Here is a 22,746-nt window from a genome sequence, read left to right on the forward strand (position 1 = left end):
TCTATCGCCCCTCGCCTGCTTTTGAAGCTGATCATCCTGCCCTTGTCCAAGGGGTTGACGCGATGACCGATCTACTCAACCACTACGCCCGCAAGATCCTCACTTCCCGCGTCTATGACGTCGCTGTCGAAACCCCGCTGCAGGGCGCCCGCCAGCTTTCCGAGCGTCTGGCAAACCAGATATTGCTCAAGCGCGAAGACCTGCAACCGGTGTTCTCCTTCAAGATTCGCGGGGCCTACAACAAGCTGGCGCAACTGAGCCCTGAAGAACTGGCGCGTGGCGTGGTGACGGCTTCGGCAGGCAACCATGCGCAAGGCCTGGCGTTGGCGGCGAAAGTCTTGGGCATCAAGGCGACCATCGTCATGCCCAAGACCACGCCCGAGATCAAGGTCGAGGGTGTGCGCTCCCGTGGCGCTCAGGTGGTGCTGCATGGCGACTCCTTTCCAGAAGCCCTGGCTTACTCCCTCAAGCTGGTGGACGAGCAAGGTTTTGTTTACATCCATCCTTACGATGACCCTGACACCATTGCCGGACAAGGCACGGTGGCCATGGAAATCCTGCGCCAGCAACCGGGCCAACTGGATGCCATTTTCGTCCCGGTGGGCGGTGGCGGCCTGATTGCGGGTATCGCGGCCTACGTCAAATACCTGCGTCCGGACATCAAGGTCATCGGTGTCGAACCCGACGACTCCAACTGCCTGCAAGCCGCCATGGCGGCGGGTGAGCGGGTAGTGTTGAATCAGGTCGGGCTGTTTGCCGATGGCGTGGCAGTGGCGCAGATCGGCCATCACACCTTTGAAGTCTGCCGTCACTACGTCGATGAAGTCATCACCGTCAGCACCGACGAAATCTGCGCAGCCATCAAGGACATCTACGACGACACCCGCTCTATCACCGAACCGGCCGGTGCGCTGGGCGTGGCGGGGATCAAGAAGTATGTAGAGCAACGTGGCATCAGCGGCCATACCCTGGTGGCCATCGACTCCGGTGCCAACGTCAACTTTGACCGCCTGCGCCATGTGGCTGAGCGTGCCGAGCTGGGTGAAGGTCGCGAAGCCATCATTGCGGTGACCATCCCCGAGCAGCCCGGCAGCTTCAAGGCGTTCTGCCAGGCCATCGGCAAGCGCCAGATCACCGAATTCAACTACCGCTACCACACCGACCGCGAGGCTCATATCTTCGTCGGCGTGCAGACCCACCCGGACAACGACCCGCGCAGCGCCTTGATTTCAAGCCTGACGGAGCAAGGGTTCCCGGTGCTGGACCTGACCGACAACGAACTGGCCAAACTGCATATCCGCCATATGGTCGGCGGGCATGCCGAGCGGGTCAGCGATGAAGTGGTGCTGCGTTTCGAGTTTCCGGAACGGCCGGGTGCGCTGTTCAACTTCCTTAACAAGCTGGGCGGGCGCTGGACCATCTCGATGTTCCACTACCGCAACCACGGCGCCGCCGATGGCCGGGTGGTGGCCGGGCTGGTGGTGCCGGAAGAAGAACGGCATCTGGTGGGCGCAGCGCTGGACGAGATTGGCTATCCGTATTGGGACGAGAGCCAGAATCCGGCGTACAAGCTGTTTATGGGGTAAACGATCTTTACCTATTGTGGGAGCGAATTTATTCGCGAAACCTTTCGCGAATGAATTCGCTTCTACGGGGTTACTGATCTTCAGCGCTAAAGGTCGCTGGCTCCGCAGGTGCAGCAACAGGTTCGCTGCTGACAGGCGTAGCAGGAGACTCTGGCGGAACAGTTTCGGCTTTGGGCTCAGCCTCGACCGGCTGAGGCGCTACGGGAGCCGGTGCCGGAACAGGCGTTGGAGCGGCGTCAGGCACACCCAAATCAGTCTTGGGCTTCTCGACGATATGCGCAGCCTGCTTCACTTCCGGAGGCAGGAAGTTTTCCACCAGCGCGAAGAAGCGCTCATAGAACTTGGCCGAAGCAACGGTCTCGCTGGCAACCTTGACCATGGAGTCGTCGGTCGAGCCGATCGGCATCGATACCGAACCCAGCACACCGACACCCAGACTGGCGGAGTTATTGGTCTTCTTCAGTGCATAACGGTCCTGCAGGGCGTTGGCGAACATGGTCGAGCCAGCACCTCCTACATCGGCTGCGCAAACCAGGTTGAAGCTGATCTCGATATGCGTCTCGCCCGTCTGCTGGAAGCTCTTGCGCCCGCTGATCATTTTCGGGTCGTTGCTGGTGATGATGTAGCCCTGACTCAGCAATGCACGCCGCCCCGCTTCACAGGACGAATCATCACTAGCCGGATAACTTCTGGAAAAAGTCCCTGCGTCATCGAAATGCTCGTGATCGTAAACAGCCTGCTTGGGCGACGAACAGCCAGCCATGACCAGCAGGACGGACGTCCAGCAGGCGGTACGAAGGTTCAGTAACTTAAACATCGAGAATCCTGGGGAAGATAGCTGTCAGCAGGGCTGTAGCGGGAAAACGTCGGTAAGTCTGCAACAAGGCCAGCACAGGATCAACGCAGACAGTGAAAAGATGCTGATACAAATGGCGAAATTTTCGTGTCGAGGCTTTGCGAGCCCCCCCTCAAGCCAGATCCCATACCGGTTCAGGCGCAAAACGTTCGGCCAGGAAGTCCAGCAGCGCCCGCAAGGCCGATGACATATGTTTGCGTGAGGTATAGACCGCATGAATGCTCAGCTCCATGGGCTGGTAGCGGATCAGCAGCGGCACCAGACGACCACTCTTGATAAGCGGCGCGGCCAGGTAGGTGGGCAGCAGTGCAATGCCCGCCCCGCAAAGGGCCGCCTGCAGAGTGGTGATGGAGTCATTGGTGCTGAGGTTGCCCTTCACTGCCACGCTATGGGGTACGCCCTTGCGGGTGAAATGCCAGAGACTGCTGCTGTGATAGGTATGGGTCAGGCAGTTATGCAGGGCCAGGTCTTCAAGGCTGTCGGGGATCGAATGCTCTTCCAGATAAGCAGGCGAAGCACAGACCACCGACCGGCAGGTCGTCAGGCGGCGGGCAATCAGGTTGGGGTCCAGGTCGTTGGTGATGCGAATCGCCAGATCCAGCCCTTCGTCCACCAGATTCACCGTGCGATCAAGCAAGACCATGTCGATGCGCACCTGGGAGTAGCGCCCCACAAATTCGGTGACGGCCTGGGTGAGCTGGGACTGGCCAAACGAGGTGCTGGAGGTAATGCGCAGCAAGCCTTTGGGCTCACTCTCGGGCGCGGCCACGACAGCGCGCATGTCGTCTGCCAGGTCGAGCATGCGCCGACACAGCGGCAGAACCTCGGCACCCGCTGCGGTCAGGTTCAGGCGTCTGGTCGTGCGGTGCATCAGCCGCGCACCGGTCCACTCTTCAAGCTCAGCGAGTAATCGGGAGATAACCGGCCGTGAAAGACCGAGTTTGTCCGCCGCTGTTGTCTGACTGCCGCAGTCAATGACTGTGACAAAAGCCTGCATGGCTTGTAACTTGTCCATTATTCGACCGGTTTACGCAACAAACATGGGCCTAATCTAGCGTTTTTCAGGCTATAAATCTCAACTAATCTGGGCTTCTTTCAATACAGCCCGGATGGAGATTTTCATGCTACCGCTATTTGCACGACGCTTTGTTGCCAGCATCGCCCTGCTCGGCTTCGCCGGCACCAGCCTGGCGGCCCAGCCGTTGAAGCTGGATGTCTACAACCCGGGAGCCGAGGCCATCTTCCCGGTGTCATCGGTGCTGGTCACTGCCGAGAAAGATGCAATCCTGGTGGACGCGCAGTTTGGCAAACCTCAGGCCGAACAGGTCGTGGAGAAGATCCGCAAGAGCGGCAAGAACCTTACCACCATCTACATCAGCCATGGCGACCCGGATTATTACTTCGGCCTGCAAACCATCACCGAGGCCTACCCAAAGGCCAAGGTCGTGGCCAGCGCCGAAACCGTCGCTCACATCAAGGAAACCATGGAGGGCAAGCTGGCCTACTGGGGACCCAAGCTGGGCGATGGCGCACCAAGCAAACTTATCGTTCCTGAAGTCATTCAGGGCAACCATCTGAAGCTTGAAGGCCAGGACCTGCAGATCGTCGGCCTTGACGGCCCTCAACCTGACCGGACGTTCGTGTGGGTGCCCTCCATCAAGGCAGTGATCGGCGGCGTGGTACTGGCCAACAATATCCATGTATGGATGGCCGACACCCAGAGCGCCAAATCTCATCAGGACTGGCTGGCAACCCTGGCCACCATCGAGAAGCTCAAGCCTGTGACCATCGTTCCCGGTCATTTCCTGAGTGGCGAACTGAAATCGGAACAGGCGCCCGCCTTCACCGCGAACTACATCAAGACCTTCGATGCCGAAACCGCCAAGGCCAAGGATTCGGCAGCACTGATCAAGGCCATGAAAGCTCATTACCCGAAACTGGGTGAAGAGTCCTCACTGGAGCTGAGTGCCAAGGTGGCCAAGGGCGAAATGAAGTGGTGAGCAAGGGTTGAATGACCAGGCTGCGCTTGTAATGAGCGCAGCTTTTTTTGCATGAATCGCAGGCAAAAAAAAGCGACCGGTTAAGGTCGCTTTCTTTTTTGCTTCAAGCAGTTCAAGGCCTTGAAGCTTTGTATGGCGCAGCGGACGGGACTCGAACCCGCGACCCCCGGCGTGACAGGCCGGTATTCTAACCGACTGAACTACCGCTGCGTATCGCTTGTGAAACTCTTTTAATCGACCTGAAACAAACTTTCGGTAGTTTGAATCACTGCCTGATTGAACAACCTTCTGGCTCCTCAATCCCAAACCCGGAAAACCGGATCTGGATAATATGGCGCAGCGGACGGGACTCGAACCCGCGACCCCCGGCGTGACAGGCCGGTATTCTAACCGACTGAACTACCGCTGCGCATGTGTTGCTTCAATCCTGAAAGCCCTCGTGAAACAGCTTCCAGACTCAACGATGGTGGGTGATGACGGGATCGAACCGCCGACCCTCTGCTTGTAAGGCAGATGCTCTCCCGGCTGAGCTAATCACCCTTTGCTTCGCTGAGGCCGCGAAATTTACGCACCTACCGTACCTAAGTCAATACCCCCATTGAATTTTTTCCAAAAAACTTAAAATTGGGGGGATTCAGTCTCCGAGGTTGGGCCGGGGAATGAGAGAGCCGACTCTTGTCTGATTTGTGAAGAACCTTTCGCGAATCCATTGAGGCGGTCAGTCGCTCAATGGATAAACCCTGACATAGTCGACGTCGAAATCGGTCTGGGCGCTGTACTGGTCACCGAACCCCTCGGGAGGGAACTGCCTGGGCACTTCGGAACTCAGGATGACTAATTCGTCACCCAGTGAAATCGGCGCGACCGAAGGTGGCACCGTTTTCGTCATGACCCCATCCACATAGAATTCATATCGGTCCCTGGCCCACAACACGCCAAACCTGTGAAACTGCCCGTCGTCCAGACTATCCAGTAACCCGGCCCAGGCCCAATACTTGTGATGCTCCCCGTAGAGATCCCAGTGAATGGCATGGTTATAGTTTTTACTTTCTGCACCAGACCCATGTTCAAAGACGTCAATCTCAACGCCCAGCTCCGGCTTGCCCACTTCCATGGCCGGGGCTTGAACCCAGAAAGCAACCTGTACACCGAAAGCCCGTTTGAACCGGACCGAGGCTTCCCAGTAACCCTGGCTTGCAAGGAAAGTGTCAGCCGTGGAAATCATGCCGCAGTAATTCTGAAGTTTCCCGTTGCTCAGCCCACTGTAGGTTTTGATGGTGAGATACCCTGACCTGACGCTGACCGTTTCCGGAACATTCTTGCAGTTGTTGCGAATGCCCGGTAACCGATGACTCCATTTGGCGTCATCCAGTTGATCGCCTATGAACTCGTCAGCGAAGATCGGCGTTGAAGCGACACCATCAGGCAACGGACTATTGAGTTGCCAAACCCACGTTCCCGATGCTGCGTCCGGGTCTGTAACGGTCAAACTGTTGTCGGCGCGCAGGGCCAGCTCGCCAGGCCGGCCGTAGTCGTTCTGCACTTTACTGACCAATGAATACATCCCGGAGGGCCTTAGTATCCGGGTCCAGTAGACGTTCGAGGTGTAGTTCTCGCTGTTACAGGCAGTCATGTTGACGACACTGGCATCGGTCGAGCTGAACAGACACAGGTTATCGCCGGCGCCTACGTTCTTGATCGTGCTGAGCTCACCCACTTGTTTTTCGATGATCCATGCCTGCCTGACTGATTGATCGCAGGGATTGAAAATCACGACCTGGTTATTGGCGGACAGGTCCATGCACAACCTGGACCCAGCCCGTTCGTTGACGAGCCCGGTCCTGACCCGATCCGGAAACTCGATCTGCGCGGGTGCAGGTGCATCACCGGCATCCTGCTCCTGTAATGCCTGGACAGCTGGAGATACTGCGAAGCCAAGGCTGATCATTGCACTCAGTACCGCTACGGATAGCGCCCTGAGGCTTGCCATGATTGACATTTCCATTGTTATTCACCGTACGTGAGTCCATTCAACTGTTCGTCGTTCACCGTTCAAACGGCGTATCGACTACCGGTAAATCGACAACTCCGGGGAATGCCATTCATCGCAGTACAGCAAGCGCGTCTTCGCCCCTGCACCGATGCTGCTCCGAACAACAACGGTCTTCAACGCAGTCAGGACAAACGGCAGCCCTGAGCGCCGCTTGGGACGATCAGTGATCCTCGTCGCCTGGCAGCACCATGACCTCGTACGCACTTCGCAAGCAAAGCGAATAGCCATCCGCTCGCTCCTGCCGTACCGGGCAAGGCCAGCATGCCGCAAATGGGCATGCGGCAAATGGGATAGGGGCGATCCTAGTCGCGAACCGCAGTGACCGGGACTCAGTCGGCGTAAATCATCTTCTTGCTCATACCACCGTCCACCACGAACTCCTGCCCGGTAACGAAACCGGCATGACGCGACAGCAGCCAGCCAACCATCGCCGCGACATCCTCCACGCTGCCTACACGCCCCGCCGGGTGCTGGGCATGGTCGACATCGGTCAACGGCTCGGCACGACGCAGGGAAGGATCCCGCGCATCGATCCAGCCAGGACTCACAGCGTTGACGCGAATCTCCGGACCGAGACTGATGGCCAGCGCATGAGTCAGGGCCAGCAGGCCGCCCTTGCTCGCCGCGTAGGCCTCGGTATCGGGTTCGGACTGCCTGGCACGGGTCGAGCTCAGATTGACGATGCTGCCGCAATGAGCGCGCAGATACGGCGCACAATGCTTGGCCAGCAGCATCGGACCGCTGAGGTTCACACCCAGCACTCGATTCCAGTGAGCCAGATCGAGGCTTTCGAGAGTGGTGTTATGGGGGTCGGCAACGGCCGCATTGCACACCAGCGCATCGAGGCGACCAAAGCGCCTGAGCACTTCGGCCACACCCGCGGCTACCTGATCCTCGCTGGCAACGTCCATGGCAATGAACAGGGCATTGTCACCCAGCACACCGGCCACTTTCGCACCACGGGCACGATCAAGGTCGGCCAGCACCACCTGCCAGCCCTCGGTGATCAGCCAGGCAGCGATGCCCAGGCCGATCCCGCGTGCCGCTCCGGTCACCAGAGCCACACGGCCGTTGTTGGTGCTGGCGAATTTCATCGCCCAATCGCTCACAACGCCGCCAGACCGCGTGCCAGGTCAGCCTGAAGGTCTGCAACGTCTTCCAGGCCGACCGCAACCCGGATCAGGCTGTCACGAATGCCTGCCGACTCACGCTCTTGAGGCGTCAAACGACCGTGGGACGTGGTAGCCGGATGAGTGATTGTGGTCTTGCTGTCACCCAGGTTGGCAGTGATGGAAATCAGGCGAGTGGCATCGATGAAACGCCATGCGCCTTCCTTGCCACCCTTGACCTCGAAACTCACCACCGCTCCGAAACCCTTTTGCTGACGCTGGGCCAACTCATGTTGCGGATGGCTCTTGAGCCCGGCGTAGTGAACCCTCTCGATGCCATCCTGCTGCTCAAGCCACTCGGCAACGGCCTGGGCATTGTCGCAATGAGCGCGCATGCGCAGGCTCAGGGTTTCGAGACCCTTGAGAAAAATCCAGGCGTTGAACGGGCTCAGCGTCGGCCCTGCAGTCCGCAGGAAGCCGACCACTTCCTTCATCTGGTCACTGCGTCCGGCAACCACACCGCCCATGCAACGGCCCTGGCCGTCGATGAACTTGGTGGCCGAGTGCACAACGATATCCGCACCCAGGCGCAACGGCTGTTGCAGTGCCGGCGTGCAGAAACAGTTATCCACCACCAGATGCGCACCCTTGGCGTGGGCGACTTCTGCCAGTGCGGCGATGTCTACCAGTTCGGCCAGCGGGTTGGACGGTGACTCGACGAACAGCATCTTGGTATTGCTCTTGATTGCCGCATCCCAGCCGGACAGGTCCGCCAGAGGTACGTAATCGACTTCAATGCCAAAACGCTTGAAGTACTTCTCGAACAGGCTGATGGTCGAACCGAACACGCTGCGCGACACCAGCACATGGTCGCCCGCGCTGCACAGGCTCATGACCACCGAAAGAATCGCGGCCATGCCGGTTGCCGTGGCAACGGCCTGCTCTGCGCCTTCCAGAGCGGCGATGCGCTCCTCGAAAGAGCGCACTGTCGGGTTGGTGTAACGCGAATAGACGTTACCCGGCACCTCGCCCGCAAAACGCGCGGCTGCATCAGCAGCCGTGCGGAATACGTAGCTGGAGGTAAAGAACATCGGATCGCCATGCTCGCTTTCGGGCGTGCGATGTTGCCCGGCACGTACGGCGAGGGTATCGAAACCCACGCCTTCAAGGTCGCTGTCCAGCCGACCGGCATCCCATTCCTGAGTCATGCCGTCACTCCTTGCTCGATTAGTTGTTGTACAGATCGATAATAGCGCTCACTGCCTGGCTTTTTACCTTGGAAGCGTCGTTGCGCGCATGCTCGATCCTGTTCAGATAATGCTCGTCGATGTCGCCGGTAACGTATTTGCCATCGAACACCGAGCAGTCGAAGTTATCGATCTTGATCTTTTTGCTGCCGCTGACCGCTTCGATCAGGTCGGTGAGATCCTGATAGACCAGCCAGTCGGCACCGATGAGGTCGGCAACGTCCTGGGTGGAGCGGTTGTGGGCGATCAGTTCATGAGCACTCGGCATGTCGATGCCGTAGACGTTGGGGTAACGCACTGCCGGCGCAGCCGAACAGAAGTAGACATTCTTGGCACCCGCTTCGCGAGCCATCTGGATGATCTGCTTGCAGGTGGTGCCGCGCACGATGGAGTCGTCCACCAGCATCACGTTCTTGCCGCGGAATTCCAGCTCGATGGCGTTGAGCTTCTGGCGCACGGACTTCTTGCGTGCAGCCTGACCAGGCATGATGAAGGTACGACCGATGTAGCGGTTCTTGACGAAGCCTTCGCGGAACTTGACGCCCAGGTGGTTGGCCAGTTCCAGCGCAGCGGTGCGGCTGGTGTCCGGAATCGGGATGACCACGTCGATATCGTGATCCGGACGCTCGCGCAGGATCTTGTCCGCCAGTTTCTCACCCATGCGCAGACGCGCCTTGTAGACAGAGATACCGTCGATGATCGAATCCGGGCGCGCCAGATAGACGTGCTCGAAGATGCACGGGGCATATTTCGGGTTGGCCGCACACTGACGGGTGAACAGCTTGCCGTCTTCAGTGATGTAGACCGCTTCGCCCGGCGCCAGGTCGCGAATCAGGGTAAAGCCCAGCACGTCCAGGGAAACGCTTTCGGAGGCGATCATGTACTCGACGCCTTCGTCGGTATGACGCTGGCCGAACACGATAGGACGAATGGCGTCAGGGTCGCGGAAACCGACAATACCGTAACCGGTGATCATCGCCACCACGGCATAGCCGCCACGGCAACGGTTGTGCACGTCGGTCACGGCCGCGAAGATATCCTCTTCGGTAGGCTGCAACTTGCCACGCACGGCCAGTTCATGGGCGAAGACGTTGAGCAGCACTTCCGAGTCGGAGCTGGTGTTGACGTGGCGCAGGTCGGATTCGTAAATCTCCTTTGCCAGTTGCTCGACGTTGGTCAGGTTGCCGTTGTGCGCCAGCGTGATGCCGTAAGGCGAGTTGACGTAGAACGGCTGAGCTTCGGCCGAAGTCGAGCTGCCCGCTGTCGGGTAACGCACATGACCAATGCCCATGTGCCCGACCAGACGCTGCATATGGCGCTGATGGAACACATCACGCACCAGACCATTGTCCTTGCGCAGGAATAACCGGCCTTCATGACTGGTCACGATACCGGCAGCGTCCTGGCCGCGGTGCTGGAGGACGGTAAGCGCGTCATACAGCGCCTGATTGACGTTCGACTTACCGACGATACCGACGATGCCACACATGCGACACAACCCCTACTTAGTGGAACTTGATTTACCAAGCACTTCCTGCGGCATGGTAGCCGGCAGGATCTGCTCCTTGAACGGCAGCTCAGCAGGAATGCTGATGCCGCTGGCGAGCCACTGACTGGACATCCCGAGAATCAGGTTTTTCGACCAGTCAGCAACCATGAGAAATTGCGGCAGCAGCCTTGATTCCTGCCACCATTGATCCTGTTGTACAGGGCCGAGGCTCAGCAGCCCGACCGCTACCACGACAAGCAGCCCTCCGCGCGCAGCGCCGAAGACCATACCCAGAAAACGATCGGTCCCGGAAAGCCCGGTGACGCGAATCAGTTCGCCGATAAGAAAGTTGACCATGGCGCCGACCAGCAATGTGGCGACGAACAGAATGATGCAGCTCGCGATCACGCGGGCTGAAGGTGTATCGATGTAATTGACCAGATAGAGGGACAGCCCCGCACCGAACATCCAGGCCACGACGCCCGCGATGATCCAGGTCAGCAGAGACAGGGCTTCCTTGACGAAGCCGCGCTTGATGCTGATCAGAGCGGAAATGGCGACAATTCCGATAATCGCCCAGTCAACCGGAGTAAATGGCACGGTGCAGCCTACAGACTGATGAGGCGGCGCATTTTAGCAGAGCGCCCGCCTGCCGGTAAGCTGCGATTCGCGATGCGTTGCGACTTTTAGCCACGCTCTGGCTGAAAGCGCACCACAATACCCTTGAGTTTCTGCTGTTTGTCCAGCTGATCGCGCAGACGATCGGCCTCGGCACGCTCGATCAACGGTCCGACAAACACCCGGTTCACACCATCGGCGGTACGAATATAGGCGTTGTAGCCCTGGGCACGCAGAGTCTTTTGCAGGTTATCGGCGTTGGCGCGATTGGACATGCTGGCCAGTTGAACAGACCAGCTCACCGAAAGCCCGTTGGCATCGACACCGCTCGGCGCCGCCTTGGCAGTCGTTGCTGGAGCAGGAGCCGCAGGCGCTGTGGCCGGAGCCGGTTTGGCAGGCTTGGGTGCTGGCGCAGGCGCTGTTGCCTGCGCCGGTGCTTGCGCCGGGGCAGAAGCGACAGGCGGAGCAGGCGCGATCGGCATCGAAGGCGGCAACTGGCTGGCAGTGCTCATATCCTCTTCACCGGGTACCGGCTCCTGAGGCAGGATCTGCGGCTCGGGAACCGGCACCGGATCCACCTTGACCTGCGGGGCAACCGGAGCCTGTGGCGCAGCAGGTGCTTCAACCTGCACCTGACGCACTTCATCCTGACGGGTAAACAGCATCGGCAGGAAGATGACCGCCACCGCAATCAGAACCAGGGCGCCAACCATTCGCTGCTTGAATACTTTATCCAGCAAAGCCATTTGCAGCTTCCTCATCGGTGTACCGGGCCAACCACTCCAGAGCCTCGGCCACACAGTAAAAAGATCCGAACAGCAAAATCTCGTCATCGGCCGTCGCACGTGCGCATTGCGCTTCAAGCGCCAGCGCAACACTGTCGTAAGACGCTACTTCAGCGCCAAGGTTCTGCAAGGCCGACTGCAATTGTGCGACAGGCCGGGTACGAGGTGTCGGCAAAGGTGCCACGGCCCAGTCCTGGACACTGGAAACCAGCTCACTCACCACCCCGTCAAGATCCTTGTCCGACAGCAGGCCAAACACCGCAAGGCGCTTGCCGACCACTGGCCGCTGAGCCATGCGCTGCGCCAGAAACTGCGCAGCATGGGGGTTGTGGCCAACATCGAGCAACAGATTGAGGGTCTTGCCCTGCCACTGAAATACACGCCGATCCAGACGACCGGTAATGCGCGTACCTGCCAGTGCAGAGTGGATAACCTCGGCCTGCCATGGCATATCCAGTAACAGATAAGCCTGAAGCGCCAGCGCAGCATTCTCCATGGGCAGATCCAGCAGAGGCAGACCGGAAAGCTCGACCATCTGCCCTGCCTTGTCACGACCACGCCAGTTCCACGCCTCACGGGTCACGGTCAGATCGAAATCGCGACCACGCAATGACAAGGGACAGCCTAGCTTATCCGCCTGCTCCAGCAATGGCGCAGGAGGATCAAGATCACCGCAAAGTGCCGGACGGCCCTCACGGAAGATACCGGCCTTCTCGAAAGCGACCGACTCACGGCTATCGCCCAACCAGTCGGCATGATCGATACCGATGCTGGTCACCAGCGAAAGATCGGCATCCACCAGATTCACCGCATCCAGACGTCCGCCCAGGCCGACTTCCAACACGACGGCATCCAGGCGCGCCTGCTCGAACAGCCAGAAAGCCGCCAGCGTGCCCATCTCGAAATAAGTCAGGGTGATATCGCCACGCGCCGCTTCGACAGCGGCAAAGGCCTTGCACAACTCGGCATCGGACGCTTCGACGCCCTGCACCTGCACGCGCTCGTTATAGCGCAGCAGATGCGGAGAACTGTAGACACCCACCTTCAGACCCTGGGCCTGAAGCAAGGCTGCGACGAATGCGCATGTCGAGCCTTTGCCGTTGGTGCCGGTTACCGTGATTACCCGGGGCGCAGGACGGGTAAGCCCCAACTGCTGCGCCACCTGTCGCGAACGATCCAGCCCCATGTCGATGGCAGAAGGATGCAGTTGCTCCAGATAGGCGAGCCAGTCACCCAGGGTTGCAGGGATCATACAGTGGCCGGTGCCGGTGGAACGACGACTGGCTCGATAACTGGCGCGACGAACTTGGGAGTCGGCAGGTTCATCATCTGAGCCAGCAGGTTACCCAGGCGCGGACGCAGCTCGCTGCGCGCGATGATCATGTCGATGGCGCCATGGTTCAGCAGGAACTCGCTGCGCTGGAAGCCTTCAGGCAGTTTTTCGCGAACGGTCTGCTCGATGACGCGGGGACCTGCAAAACCGATCAGAGCTTTCGGCTCGGCAACGATGACATCACCCAGCATTGCCAGACTGGCAGATACACCACCGTAGACCGGGTCGGTCAGTACGGAAATGAACGGCAGGCCTTCTTCACGCAGACGCGCCAGAACAGCCGAGGTCTTGGCCATCTGCATCAGGGAAATCAGGGCTTCCTGCATCCGGGCACCGCCGGAAGCAGCGAAACAGATCATCGGGCAGCGGTTTTCCAGCGCATAGTTGGCAGCACGCACGAAACGCTCGCCCACGATGGCGCCCATCGAACCACCCATGAAGGAAAACTCGAACGCGGAAACCACGACCGGCATGCCCAGCAGGGTGCCGCTCATGGAAATCAGGGCGTCTTTCTCGCCGGTCTGCTTCTGGGCACCGACCAGACGATCCTTGTACTTCTTGCTGTCGCGGAATTTCAGGCGATCCACAGGCTCCAGATCGGCACCCAGCTCGGCACGGCCTTCGACATCCAGGAAGATGTTCAGGCGGGCACGGGCGTCAATACGCATGTGGTGGTTGCACTTGGGGCAGACGTCCAGGGTCTTTTCCAGCTCAGGGCGATAAAGCACCGCTTCGCAGGAAGGACATTTGTGCCAAAGCCCCTCGGGAACCGAGCTTTTCTTGACCTCGGAACGCATGATCGAAGGGATCAGTTTGTCTACCAACCAGTTGCTCATGCTTTATTTCTCCAGTACCGGTTTGGCTCCCGCACCTGGCGATCAACACCAGGCGCACGCCCTTGACTTAAATTCGTATAGGTGGCGGTGATTGACGGGCAGCGGTCAGCCTGACCTGCATTACCCTCGACCCCGCTGTTAATCGGCGACGCACGCAGGTGCAATCGCTTGTTCAATCCGACCCGCATACTTATGGCGGGGACAGGCTTATGGACGGCGGCAAATCGACAACCGTCACATCAGGCGCCGTGGACCGCACTCATGAAGGCAAGAATCTTGTCGCGATCCTTGATGCCCTTGCTCTTTTCGACCCCGCCACTGACATCGACGGCATACGGCCGGACCTGGGCAATGGCTTGTGCCACGTTAGCCGAAGTCAGCCCGCCTGCCAGAATAACCGGCTTGTCCAGGTTGTCGGGGATCAACGCCCAGTCGAAGGTTTCACCCGTACCACCAGGCACACCCGCCACATAGGTATCGAGCAGGATTCCGCTGGCCTTGCCATAGGCACGACAGGCCGCTGCGATATCGTCACCCGCCTTGACCCTGAGCGCCTTGATATAGGGACGATGATAGCCATCGCACTCTTCAGGCGTTTCATCGCCGTGAAACTGCAGAAGGTCCAGGGGTACGGCATCCAGGGTTTCGTTGAGTTCGCAACGACTGGCGTTGACGAACAGACCGACAGTTGTGATGAAGGGCGGCAAGGCGGCAATGATAGCCCGCGCCTGCTGCACGTTCACAGCCCGCGGACTTTTGGAGTAGAACACCAGCCCGATGGCATCGGCACCCGCCTCGACGGCGGCCAATGCATCCTCTATGCGGGTAATCCCGCAGATCTTGCTGCGAACGGCTGACATGTGGTGAAAACCTCAGACCTTTCGGAAAGCCCCGGATGTTAGCAAATGCTGTTCCGGACGTCAGCCGCCAAGTTCGCTGAAGCCTGTAAGAAAGTGCGGCCCGATATAACGCTCCGGCAACGGAAACTCGTCCCGGTACTCCACTTGCACCAGATACAGCCCGTAAGGATGCGCCGTGACACCACCGGTGCGACGGACCCGGCTTTCGAGCACATCACGCGCCCACTCCACCGGCCGCTCCCCTGCACCGATGGTCATCAACACGCCCGCGATATTGCGCACCATATGGTGCAGGAAGGCATTGGCCCGCACATCGATGACGATCATCTTGCCATGCCGGGTGACGCGCAAATGATGCAACTGCTTGACCGGCGACTTGGCCTGGCATTGCCCGGCACGAAAGGCGCTGAAGTCATGGGTGCCGACCAGATACGCGGCAGCCTCGGCCATCCGCTCGACATCCAGCGGCCTGTGATTCCAGGTGATTTCCTGGCCAAGGTGCGCCGGGCGAATCTGATCGTTGTAGATCACGTAACGATAGCGGCGGGCAATGGCCTTGAAGCGCGCATGGAAATGGGACGGCATGACCTTGGCCCAGGTGACGCTGATATCGTGGGGCAGATTGATATTAGCCCCCATGACCCAGGCCTTCATGGTGCGCTCAGCCCTGGTATCGAAATGCACAACCTGACCGCAGGCATGCACACCGGCATCGGTACGCCCGGCGCACATCAGTGAAACAGGTGAGGCTGCGACTTTGGACAAGGCATCCTCAAGGGTTTCCTGCACCGTCAGAACGCCAGACGCCTGACGCTGCCAGCCGCAATAGCGCGAGCCCTTGTATTCGACGCCCAGCGCGATTCGGGAAAAGCCCTCGGCAGCCATCTCGGCGGCCGGGTTATCTATGTTCGCCAAGGTGCTACAGCCTGTGAGTCCGCGAAAAGGCGGCCATTATACGGGCGCCGAAAAAAGACGCCAGTAAAGCAAACGGCCGCAAAAGCGGCCGTTGCTGTACTAGCAGGCTGAATCAGGCCAGTCGCGACAACATCTCGCGTGCTTCACTCTTCTGACCGTCATCCCCTTCGCTGACCACTTCGTCGAGAATATCCCGAGCCCCGTCGGCATCACCCATGTCGATATAGGCACGCGCCAGATCCAGCTTGGTCGCCGCCTCATCGGTACCCGACAGGAAGTCGAACTCAGGTTCGTCTTCCAGTGCCGCATCTTCAGCCGTGAAGCGAGGCTCATCGAGCGGTGGATGCTCCAGATTCTGGGAAAGACGATCCAGCTCGGCGTTGACGTCTTCGATCTCGGAAGCGAACGCCTGGGTCGCCTGATCGGTTTCAATCTCATCAGCCAGCGACAGATCGAAATCTTCAGGCAGCTCCAGATCTTCCTCGACTGAAGGTACGGGCTCACCCAGATCGAGAGGATCGTCACCCAGGCTCAACAACTGATCATCCTCGGCCTTGAGCGCTGGCTCTTCCGACGAAAGATCCAGATCGAAATCGGCCAGATCATCGACACCGGCCGCCGCCTGGGCATCTTTCTGCTGCTGCATGATCGACTCGAAGCTCAATTCTTCGTCGTCACTTGCAGCCGAAATACCCGGTTCGTCCAGCAACAGGTCGTCCAGATCGTTGATCGTGGAAACCTCGGCCACAGGCGTTTCGTCGAACTCGTCCAGGCTCAGATCGAAATCGTGATCGAACGGATTGTCTTCTTCGACAACAGGTTCAGCCACCACAGGTGCAGGCTGCCCGGCAACAGGCTCGGGTTCCAGCTCAAGCTCAAGCTCTGGCTCTGGCTCGGGTTCAGGAGCAAGCACAGGCGTTGGATCTTCGGGATCCTCGGCCAGAAGCTCTTCGACATACTTGGCATCCAGCTCCGCCGCCACGGCAGCCGCCGTGACCGCCGCCGCAGCGGCTGCAACGGCAACCTGCGGAGCAACGGCAGGCGCTGGCTCTGGTGCTGGAGCAGGCTGCGGCGCAGCAGGTGCCTGAACAGGTTCAGCAGCCACCGGTGCCGTTACAGGTTCCGGGGCCTTCTCGGTCGAGTATCGATCCTTTAGCTGCTCGACCTCAGCATTACGCTTTCCCGCAGCCACCAGCTTCCGTTCGTGGGCCGCATAGGCCTTGTTGTTACCCTGCTCGGCGTAGATTTCCATCAGCTTGCGGCGAATGTCGTCACGCGAAGGATCTTCCTTGACGGACTCTTCGAGCAGCTCGATCGCCTGATTCATGCGACCGTAAGCAATATGGATTTCGGCCTGAACCAGCGGATCGGCCGGACGCTCACGGGAGGCAGCAGCGGCGGCGGCCGGAGCTGCGCCCATCTTGACGTTAGGCGGCGGCACATCAAGCCCGTCGAAGCTGGCCTGAGGCACGTCCATGTCCATATCGGAAACGAAGTCGGACTCTTCTGCCAGGGCACGCGCCATGCGCTTGTGCTTTTCAGCCTCGGCCTTGGCATTGCGACGACGAGCCAGGAACAGCAGCAACAGCGCCAGGATCAGAAGAACCCCACCACCGATCAGGCCCAGCATGACCGGATTGTTGAGGATGGCGTTGAGTGGATCTTCTTCCTGGGCTGCGACAGGTTCAACGGCCAGAGGCTGATCGGCAGCCGGTGTCGCCACCTGAGCAGCCAATGCATCCTCGGGAGCCACTTCGCCCGCAGGCTTGAGCGGCGCACCATTGGCGTCGACCAGTGCAGCCGGCACTGCCGGATTGACGGGCGCGGCAGGCGCTGCTGCCCCGGCTTGCACCTTGGCCAGTTGATCGTTCTTGAGTTCGATGAGGCGTTGCAGTTTATCGAGCTGGCTTTGCAGATCGTTCATGCGGCTTTTCAGCTCGGCATTGTCACGACGCGAGGTATCAAGCGCTTCCTGGGCCACGGCCAGCTTGTTGCTCAGATCGGCATCACCTGACGCACCTTTGGCAGCAGGTTTGCCACTGGCAGAAACCAGGCTGAGGTTGTCACGGGTTTCAACCTGCGACGGAGCCTCACCGGCTCGCGTACGCCGGGTAGCATCCACCTGACGGGTACCCGCTGGCAGACGACGCCCTTCGCGCCAGGCGCGATATTGCTGGGAAACTTCCGCCAGAGCCTGAGGCTGAGGCAGCGCGGTGGTTTGCTGAGGCGTCGGCAGACGCAACACCTGGCCCTTTTTCAGGCGGTTGATGTTGCCGCCGATGAACGCATCGGGGTTCAACGCCTGGATTGCCAGCATGGTCTGTTGAACCGTGCCCGCCGTACGAACCTTGGCGGCGATTTCCCACAAGGTATCGTTATTGGTGGTGACGTATTGCGCAGGCTTGTCCGCAGCAGGAGGCGGCAAGGCGGCCTCAGGCGTCTGGGCTGGAGCAGGCGGCGCAACAGGTGCAGGTGCGGCGGCTGGCGGCGCAACCGCTGGCAATTGCGCAGGCGCTGCTGCCGGGGCGGAAGGAACTGCGGCAGCGGCAGCCGCCGCGGCGGCCTCTGGCGAGAACTTCGGCGGATCCAGCAACAGGCTGTATTCACGCAGCAACCGGCCATTAGGCCAGAGCACCTGAACCAGGAACTTCACATAGGGATCGCGCACCGGCTTGCTGGAAGTAATGCGCAACACGCTTTTACCACTGGCATTGATGACCGGGGTAAAAGTCAGGTCATTGAGAAATGCCTGTCGCGTGACACCCGCCTGAGCGAAATCTGCAGTAGTTGCCAGACTCGGGACAACTTGTGCAGCATCGAGGCCCTGCGCCTGAGTCAATTCAATCTCGGCTACCAGAGGCTGGTTCAGGGTCGACTTTACCGACAATTCCCCGAGCCCCAACGCCTGCGCCATACCTGATGACAGCGCCGAAGCCGCAGCAATTGCTAATACCAGTTTACGAACCTGAACCATAGCCCATCCCTTGTTTAAAGATCCCCCGGTATCCGGGGAGGTAGTCCTGCATTGGGTGTAAGGCATAGCGCCGCTAGAAATATTCTTCAAATTGTTGCCAAGTATCTTTTACACATAGCCTTTTATCAACAATTCGCCAACCTGCACAGCATTCAAAGCGGCTCCTTTTCGAACATTATCGGAAGTAACCCACAAATTAAGTTGCTCTGGATCGTCTATTCCGCCACGGACACGGCCTATATAAACAACGTCCTGGCCTACGGCATCCCCCACCGGCGTCGGGTAATCACCCGCGTCGACCAGTTCGATACCTGGCGCGCAATCGAGCAATTCATTGACCGCCGCGATATCCACCGGGCCTGCGGCCTGCACCGAAACACTGAAGCTGTCACCAAAGAAAACCGGCACCTGGATGCAACTGGCAGACACCTTGAGTTCAGGCAGCGCCAGCAATTCGCGCACTTCCTCCACCAGCCGCCTCTCAAGCGAGACATGGCCCGACTCATCTGGCGCGCCGACTTGCGCCAACAGATTGAAAGCCATCTGCCGATCAAAGAAGCGTGTTTCCAGCGGGCGAACGTTCAGCAGCTCGGTGGTCTGGCGTGCCAGCTCGGCAACGCCTTCGCGCCCCAGCGTAGAAACAGCCAGACAGGCTGTGACGTTGATTCGCACGATATCCAGGACACTGCGCAAAGGCGCGAGTGCCAACGCCAGCGCCGTGGCCGACGCACTCGGGCTGCTCACCAGATGCGGTCCGGCATTCTCGACAAGCAGGTCACCATTGACCTCGGGAACCAGACGCGGCGCCTGACTGGCAGGCAGCGCACCGGAAAGATCCACGACCGAACAACCGGCGGCAATGGCGCGGGAAGCGAAACTCAGGCTGACGGCTGGACCGGCGGCGAAAAATGCCAGGCGAACCTGGCTGAAATCGAACGCATCGACTTCGCGCACACGAACGTTCTTGCCCCTGAACGGCACGGAATGGCCGGCAGATTCGATGCTGGCCAGCAGGTGCAGATTGCCGACCGGGAAATCGCGTTCTTCCAGAATCTGGACGATGGTTTCGCCGACAGTACCGGTGGCACCGATCACGGCGATATCAAAGGACTGACTCATGCAAAAACCTCAGGCAAAACAGGGAGCGGCACTTTAACTGTCGCGATGCCAGCAGGCAATCAAGCCTGCAGAGGCAAACAGTCTCAGGGTTCCAGGCCAATCGGGAAGAATGAGCCATGGCTCCATACACCCAGCCAGGTCTGGCCGTTCAACTGACGCGAAACCGCCAGCTCGACCAGCTCATAAAACACATTGCGATGAATCAGGGCTTCAAGATTGCTGCGCACATGAACGTACGGCGAAGGCTCCTGAGTGACAGGATCGATCAGGACGCGGATCGGATGCTCGGGCCCGGCCTCGACTTCATCCTCCACATGGGTGACAAAACGCAGGACCTGAGCCTCACCCTCGCCACTCACTTGCACAGCGATCGCTACGAAAGGAGCGTCATCGACCTTGATTCCCACCTTCTCCACAGGAGTGACGAGAAAATAGTCGTCGCCATCGCGACGCAGGATGGTGGAAAACAGGCGAACCATGGGTTTGCGGCCAATCGGCGTGCCCAGGTAGTACCAGGTGCCGTCCCGGGCGATACGCATGTCGATATCGCCACAGAAATCCGGATTCCACAAATGAACAGGCGGCAGCCCTTTGCTTGCAGGAATCTGCGAAAGCAGATCGGTGGCCTTGCCTGAATCACTCATGTCCTGCCCCTAGTTTTCCACACCCAACAGTTTACGAGCGTAGTCCCGAAGGGGCGGACCAAGCAAATCCTGAGGCCGGGTATCGTAAAGTGTCAGCAATCCGCCACGGCTGCGAATACGAGCGCTGTCGATGAGATAGCGGGTGCTGGTTTCGATGAGCATCAATTGAATGACGCCGCTATCTATGCCCAGGCGATCCAGCGCTTCCTGATCGGACCATTCATCGGTGGTGCCGATACGGTCATCGGCCTTGGCAAAGCGCGTGTAGAGCAAGTAATGCGCGCCGGCGCTACGGGCTTCGATCATGGCGTCGTCCAGGCCTACTGGCGCAGCAGCACGGCGGACCATGGGGAAGTATTCGACAAACCCCTTGAACGCCTCTTCGGCGACCACATTGGGACGCGGATAAGCACGGCCTGGCGGCACGAATGGGCCCTGGGCGATATAGATGAAGGAGTCCGGCTGAACGCGCCAGTTGCCCAGGCGACGGGTTTCGCTGTGATCGAGCAGGCCCGCATCACTGAATTGCTCACGAACTCCCTCCCCCATATCACTGACTTTCATGCAACCACTCAACGCCAACAGCGTCAGCAATAAGACCAGGCTACGCATCATATCCTCCCAGATGCCGGTGACGGAAAACCGGCGAATGGTCGTCGGATGCAGCTTCCGCGCCAAACAAGCCCCTACAGGGTCAATGCGGGAGCCAATTCATTCGCAAGAGGCCGGCATATCCCACAGTCCGGGAGACGTCTTCGCGAATGAATTCGCTCCTACGAGCCCGGTTTTACATCCGGCAAGGGATCGCTGTCGCGCTTGCGCTTGTTGCCCATGCGCACGCCGATATCCATCAGGAAGTGGAAAAAACCTTCCTGATCTTCCAGCACGTTGCTCCAGAAAGGCGAGTGATACAGCGCAACTGCGCCATGTACCAACGCCCAGGCCGCGCAATAGTGATAATAGGGAGGCACGTCTTCCAGCTTGCCTTCGGTGATCCGCCCCTTGATCAGCAGGGTCAGGTGCTCGAAGTTGGAAGCCCGGATCTTGTGCAGTTCTTCGACCAGCTCGGGAACCTGATTGCCCTTGACGACTTTCTCTTCCAGGCGATCAAAGAGTCGATAGCGCTGAGGATCGCGCATACGGAATTCAAAGTAGGCACGCGACAGCGCCTCCTTGTCCTTGTCGACATCGGCCGAGTGCAGCAACTCGTTCAGGTCGCGCTCGTAGTCGAGCATCAGGCGCAGGTAGATCTCGGCCTTGGACTTGAAGTGCTTGTAGATCGTGCCTTTGCCTATGCCCACGGCATCCGCGATCATCTCGACGGTGACACTGTCTTCACCCTGTTCGAGGAACAGCTTTAGCGCGGTGTCGAGAATTTCCTGCTCACGGCGGCGAAATTCACGGATCTTACGAGGTTCTTTCTGCATAAGGAGATCTGTAGGGATCAAAATCGAAGCCGCGTATTATGCCCAAATGGCGCCAGATTGCACGGATCATCCGACCATCTCAACGCATATGGAGCAATTCATACCGAAATGGCCGTTCTGGTTACGCAAGCGCAGGCTGCCCCACGAACTCCATGTAGCCGGTAATCACGACATACAGGGTGAAATAGGCAAAGATCAACGCCGAGGCGATATAGGACCACTTCAGCATCTTCTCGCCCATGATCCGTCCGCCCTGATGGGCCAGCGCACACAGGGTAATCGACCAGACCACACCTGCCGCGAGAAACCCCGCCAGGAAGGAGGAGGCGCTCGACATGTCCGAGCCCTGCCGGGCAATCAACGCCCCGCCAACCGCCGCGAACCACAGGATAGCGCTGGGCGATGACATGGCCAGGAAGATACCGCGAAAGAACAGCGAGGGCGCCGTCCTGCCCCATTGCCCGCCCTGGCTTTCGATACCGGCACTGACGCCCACTGCACTTCTCATCATCTTGAAGCACAGGTAAGCCAGAACCGCCGAACCTCCCAGCCAGAGCACATAGCGCACCATTTCATATTGCAGAAGGACGGCCATGCCCAGCATTGCCAGGACCGCGTACACCAGATCGCCGATGCAAGTCCCCAGGCCGAGCCACAAGCCCCGGGAAAAACCCTGCTGCATGGCAAGCGTGATCATCGCGATATTGGCCAGTCCGATATCAAGGCACAGCGAAAGACTCAGCAGGAAACCGTTGGAAAATTCCATTTAAACCCTCGAAAACCCAACCGCTCTTGCCGTGCAATACAGGCAATCAGGACAGGAAAAGATCAATTTCATTCAAATCAGGGACTTTCAGCGAAGAGATAAAATCTCCCTGAACAGCGCCGCTCATTG

At 59.1% G+C, this 22,746-nt stretch carries 19 protein-coding genes, 3 tRNA genes and 1 pseudogene; 2 read left to right on the plus strand and 21 right to left on the minus strand.

The genetic code is table 11. From position 1 onward, the window contains the following. The first annotated feature begins 62 nt into the window (after nucleotides 1–62). Nucleotides 63–1,586, plus strand: coding sequence for a threonine ammonia-lyase, biosynthetic (ilvA, locus tag KGD89_RS17050; RefSeq protein ID WP_025260981.1), 1,524 nt, complete (start codon nucleotides 63–65; stop codon nucleotides 1,584–1,586). Nucleotides 1,587–1,665: 79 nt separating this feature from the next. On the opposite strand, the pseudogene KGD89_RS17055 reads toward ilvA, so the two are convergent. Together KGD89_RS17055 and KGD89_RS17060 are read right to left on the minus strand one after the other, a co-directional pair. Next, nucleotides 1,666–2,403: pseudogene (locus KGD89_RS17055) on the minus strand (DUF2242 domain-containing protein); the annotation flags it as partial. Nucleotides 2,404–2,554: 151 nt separating this feature from the next. After that, a complete protein-coding gene (locus tag KGD89_RS17060) occupies nucleotides 2,555–3,457 on the minus strand; it encodes a LysR family transcriptional regulator (protein ID WP_025260983.1) in 903 nt (300 codons plus the stop codon). Between the two features lie 106 nt (nucleotides 3,458–3,563). Between KGD89_RS17060 and KGD89_RS17065 the strand changes: the two genes are divergently transcribed. Then, nucleotides 3,564–4,442, plus strand: a complete 879-nt coding sequence (locus KGD89_RS17065) for an MBL fold metallo-hydrolase (RefSeq protein ID WP_025260984.1) — start codon at nucleotides 3,564–3,566, stop codon at nucleotides 4,440–4,442. Nucleotides 4,443–4,575: 133 nt separating this feature from the next. On the opposite strand, the gene KGD89_RS17070 is transcribed toward KGD89_RS17065, so the two are convergent. The 19 genes from KGD89_RS17070 to KGD89_RS17160 all read right to left on the minus strand — a co-directional run bounded on the left by KGD89_RS17070 (nucleotide 4,576) and on the right by KGD89_RS17160 (nucleotide 22,617). Further along, a tRNA-Asp gene (locus KGD89_RS17070) sits at nucleotides 4,576–4,652 on the minus strand. Nucleotides 4,653–4,774: 122 nt separating this feature from the next. Continuing rightward, nucleotides 4,775–4,851, minus strand: a tRNA-Asp gene (locus KGD89_RS17075). A 55-nt stretch (nucleotides 4,852–4,906) separates the two neighbouring features. Further along, nucleotides 4,907–4,982 (minus strand) — tRNA-Val (locus KGD89_RS17080). Nucleotides 4,983–5,160: 178 nt separating this feature from the next. After that, complete coding sequence (locus KGD89_RS17085; RefSeq protein WP_081741946.1) at nucleotides 5,161–6,447, minus strand: family 16 glycosylhydrolase; 1,287 nt, start codon at nucleotides 6,445–6,447, stop codon at nucleotides 5,161–5,163. A 377-nt stretch (nucleotides 6,448–6,824) separates the two neighbouring features. Then, complete coding sequence (locus KGD89_RS17090; protein WP_038400525.1) at nucleotides 6,825–7,589, minus strand: SDR family oxidoreductase; 765 nt, start codon at nucleotides 7,587–7,589, stop codon at nucleotides 6,825–6,827. Nucleotides 7,590–7,600: 11 nt separating this feature from the next. After that, nucleotides 7,601–8,812, minus strand: coding sequence for an O-succinylhomoserine sulfhydrylase (locus KGD89_RS17095; RefSeq protein WP_025260987.1), 1,212 nt, complete (start codon nucleotides 8,810–8,812; stop codon nucleotides 7,601–7,603). 19 nt (nucleotides 8,813–8,831) lie between these two features. After that, nucleotides 8,832–10,340, minus strand: a complete 1,509-nt coding sequence (purF, locus tag KGD89_RS17100; RefSeq protein WP_025260988.1) for an amidophosphoribosyltransferase — start codon at nucleotides 10,338–10,340, stop codon at nucleotides 8,832–8,834. A gap of 12 nt (nucleotides 10,341–10,352) precedes the next feature. Beyond that, on the minus strand, nucleotides 10,353–10,940 hold the full coding sequence (locus tag KGD89_RS17105; RefSeq protein ID WP_025260989.1) for a CvpA family protein: 588 nt from the start codon (nucleotides 10,938–10,940) through the stop codon (nucleotides 10,353–10,355). A gap of 86 nt (nucleotides 10,941–11,026) precedes the next feature. Then, nucleotides 11,027–11,704, minus strand: coding sequence for an SPOR domain-containing protein (locus KGD89_RS17110; RefSeq protein WP_025260990.1), 678 nt, complete (start codon nucleotides 11,702–11,704; stop codon nucleotides 11,027–11,029). Further along, a complete protein-coding gene (gene folC / locus KGD89_RS17115) occupies nucleotides 11,688–12,995 on the minus strand; it encodes a bifunctional tetrahydrofolate synthase/dihydrofolate synthase (protein ID WP_025260991.1) in 1,308 nt (435 codons plus the stop codon). Before folC ends, KGD89_RS17110 begins: the two co-directional genes overlap by 17 nt. Continuing rightward, the gene (gene accD / locus KGD89_RS17120; protein WP_025260992.1) at nucleotides 12,992–13,912 is read right to left on the minus strand and encodes an acetyl-CoA carboxylase, carboxyltransferase subunit beta; all 921 of its coding nucleotides are present in this window, start codon (nucleotides 13,910–13,912) and stop codon (nucleotides 12,992–12,994) included. The genes folC and accD overlap by 4 nt, the downstream gene beginning before the upstream one ends. A gap of 239 nt (nucleotides 13,913–14,151) precedes the next feature. After that, complete coding sequence (locus KGD89_RS17125) at nucleotides 14,152–14,772, minus strand: phosphoribosylanthranilate isomerase (protein ID WP_025260993.1); 621 nt, start codon at nucleotides 14,770–14,772, stop codon at nucleotides 14,152–14,154. 60 nt (nucleotides 14,773–14,832) lie between these two features. Next, nucleotides 14,833–15,657, minus strand: a complete 825-nt coding sequence (gene truA, locus KGD89_RS17130) for a tRNA pseudouridine(38-40) synthase TruA (RefSeq protein ID WP_025260994.1) — start codon at nucleotides 15,655–15,657, stop codon at nucleotides 14,833–14,835. A gap of 142 nt (nucleotides 15,658–15,799) precedes the next feature. Further along, complete coding sequence (locus tag KGD89_RS17135) at nucleotides 15,800–18,661, minus strand: FimV/HubP family polar landmark protein (protein WP_025260995.1); 2,862 nt, start codon at nucleotides 18,659–18,661, stop codon at nucleotides 15,800–15,802. Nucleotides 18,662–18,769: 108 nt separating this feature from the next. Then, entirely contained in the window at nucleotides 18,770–19,780 is a 1,011-nt protein-coding gene (locus KGD89_RS17140; RefSeq protein ID WP_025260996.1) for an aspartate-semialdehyde dehydrogenase, read from the minus strand. A gap of 83 nt (nucleotides 19,781–19,863) precedes the next feature. Then, the gene (locus tag KGD89_RS17145) at nucleotides 19,864–20,424 is read right to left on the minus strand and encodes a DUF1285 domain-containing protein (RefSeq protein WP_025260997.1); all 561 of its coding nucleotides are present in this window, start codon (nucleotides 20,422–20,424) and stop codon (nucleotides 19,864–19,866) included. A 9-nt stretch (nucleotides 20,425–20,433) separates the two neighbouring features. Further along, nucleotides 20,434–21,036, minus strand: coding sequence for a DUF4823 domain-containing protein (locus KGD89_RS17150; RefSeq protein WP_025260998.1), 603 nt, complete (start codon nucleotides 21,034–21,036; stop codon nucleotides 20,434–20,436). A gap of 161 nt (nucleotides 21,037–21,197) precedes the next feature. Continuing rightward, the gene (locus KGD89_RS17155; protein WP_025260999.1) at nucleotides 21,198–21,851 is read right to left on the minus strand and encodes a TetR/AcrR family transcriptional regulator; all 654 of its coding nucleotides are present in this window, start codon (nucleotides 21,849–21,851) and stop codon (nucleotides 21,198–21,200) included. Nucleotides 21,852–21,972: 121 nt separating this feature from the next. Continuing rightward, the gene (locus KGD89_RS17160; RefSeq protein ID WP_025261000.1) at nucleotides 21,973–22,617 is read right to left on the minus strand and encodes a LysE family translocator; all 645 of its coding nucleotides are present in this window, start codon (nucleotides 22,615–22,617) and stop codon (nucleotides 21,973–21,975) included. Nucleotides 22,618–22,746: the final 129 nt, after the last annotated feature.

The organism is Pseudomonas cichorii (assembly GCF_018343775.1).
Taxonomy (GTDB): domain Bacteria; phylum Pseudomonadota; class Gammaproteobacteria; order Pseudomonadales; family Pseudomonadaceae; genus Aquipseudomonas; species Aquipseudomonas cichorii.

Bases quoted from the DNA above. Each gene is read 5' to 3' on its own strand.
- ilvA (WP_025260981.1), top strand. From the start codon at position 63: ATGACCGATCTACTCAACCACTACGCCCGCAAGATCCTCACTTCCCGC.
- KGD89_RS17060 (WP_025260983.1), bottom strand. From the start codon at position 3,457: ATGGACAAGTTACAAGCCATGCAGGCTTTTGTCACAGTCATTGACTGC.
- KGD89_RS17065 (WP_025260984.1), top strand. From the start codon at position 3,564: ATGCTACCGCTATTTGCACGACGCTTTGTTGCCAGCATCGCCCTGCTC.
- KGD89_RS17085 (WP_081741946.1), bottom strand. From the start codon at position 6,447: ATGGAAATGTCAATCATGGCAAGCCTCAGGGCGCTATCCGTAGCGGTA.
- KGD89_RS17090 (WP_038400525.1), bottom strand. From the start codon at position 7,589: ATGAAATTCGCCAGCACCAACAACGGCCGTGTGGCTCTGGTGACCGGA.
- KGD89_RS17095 (WP_025260987.1), bottom strand. From the start codon at position 8,812: ATGACTCAGGAATGGGATGCCGGTCGGCTGGACAGCGACCTTGAAGGC.
- purF (WP_025260988.1), bottom strand. From the start codon at position 10,340: ATGTGTGGCATCGTCGGTATCGTCGGTAAGTCGAACGTCAATCAGGCG.
- KGD89_RS17110 (WP_025260990.1), bottom strand. From the start codon at position 11,704: ATGGCTTTGCTGGATAAAGTATTCAAGCAGCGAATGGTTGGCGCCCTG.
- folC (WP_025260991.1), bottom strand. From the start codon at position 12,995: ATGATCCCTGCAACCCTGGGTGACTGGCTCGCCTATCTGGAGCAACTG.
- accD (WP_025260992.1), bottom strand. From the start codon at position 13,912: ATGAGCAACTGGTTGGTAGACAAACTGATCCCTTCGATCATGCGTTCC.
- KGD89_RS17125 (WP_025260993.1), bottom strand. From the start codon at position 14,772: ATGTCAGCCGTTCGCAGCAAGATCTGCGGGATTACCCGCATAGAGGAT.
- truA (WP_025260994.1), bottom strand. From the start codon at position 15,657: ATGGCTGCCGAGGGCTTTTCCCGAATCGCGCTGGGCGTCGAATACAAG.
- KGD89_RS17135 (WP_025260995.1), bottom strand. From the start codon at position 18,661: ATGGTTCAGGTTCGTAAACTGGTATTAGCAATTGCTGCGGCTTCGGCG.
- KGD89_RS17140 (WP_025260996.1), bottom strand. From the start codon at position 19,780: ATGAGTCAGTCCTTTGATATCGCCGTGATCGGTGCCACCGGTACTGTC.
- KGD89_RS17145 (WP_025260997.1), bottom strand. From the start codon at position 20,424: ATGAGTGATTCAGGCAAGGCCACCGATCTGCTTTCGCAGATTCCTGCA.
- KGD89_RS17150 (WP_025260998.1), bottom strand. From the start codon at position 21,036: ATGCGTAGCCTGGTCTTATTGCTGACGCTGTTGGCGTTGAGTGGTTGC.
- KGD89_RS17155 (WP_025260999.1), bottom strand. From the start codon at position 21,851: ATGCAGAAAGAACCTCGTAAGATCCGTGAATTTCGCCGCCGTGAGCAG.
- KGD89_RS17160 (WP_025261000.1), bottom strand. From the start codon at position 22,617: ATGGAATTTTCCAACGGTTTCCTGCTGAGTCTTTCGCTGTGCCTTGAT.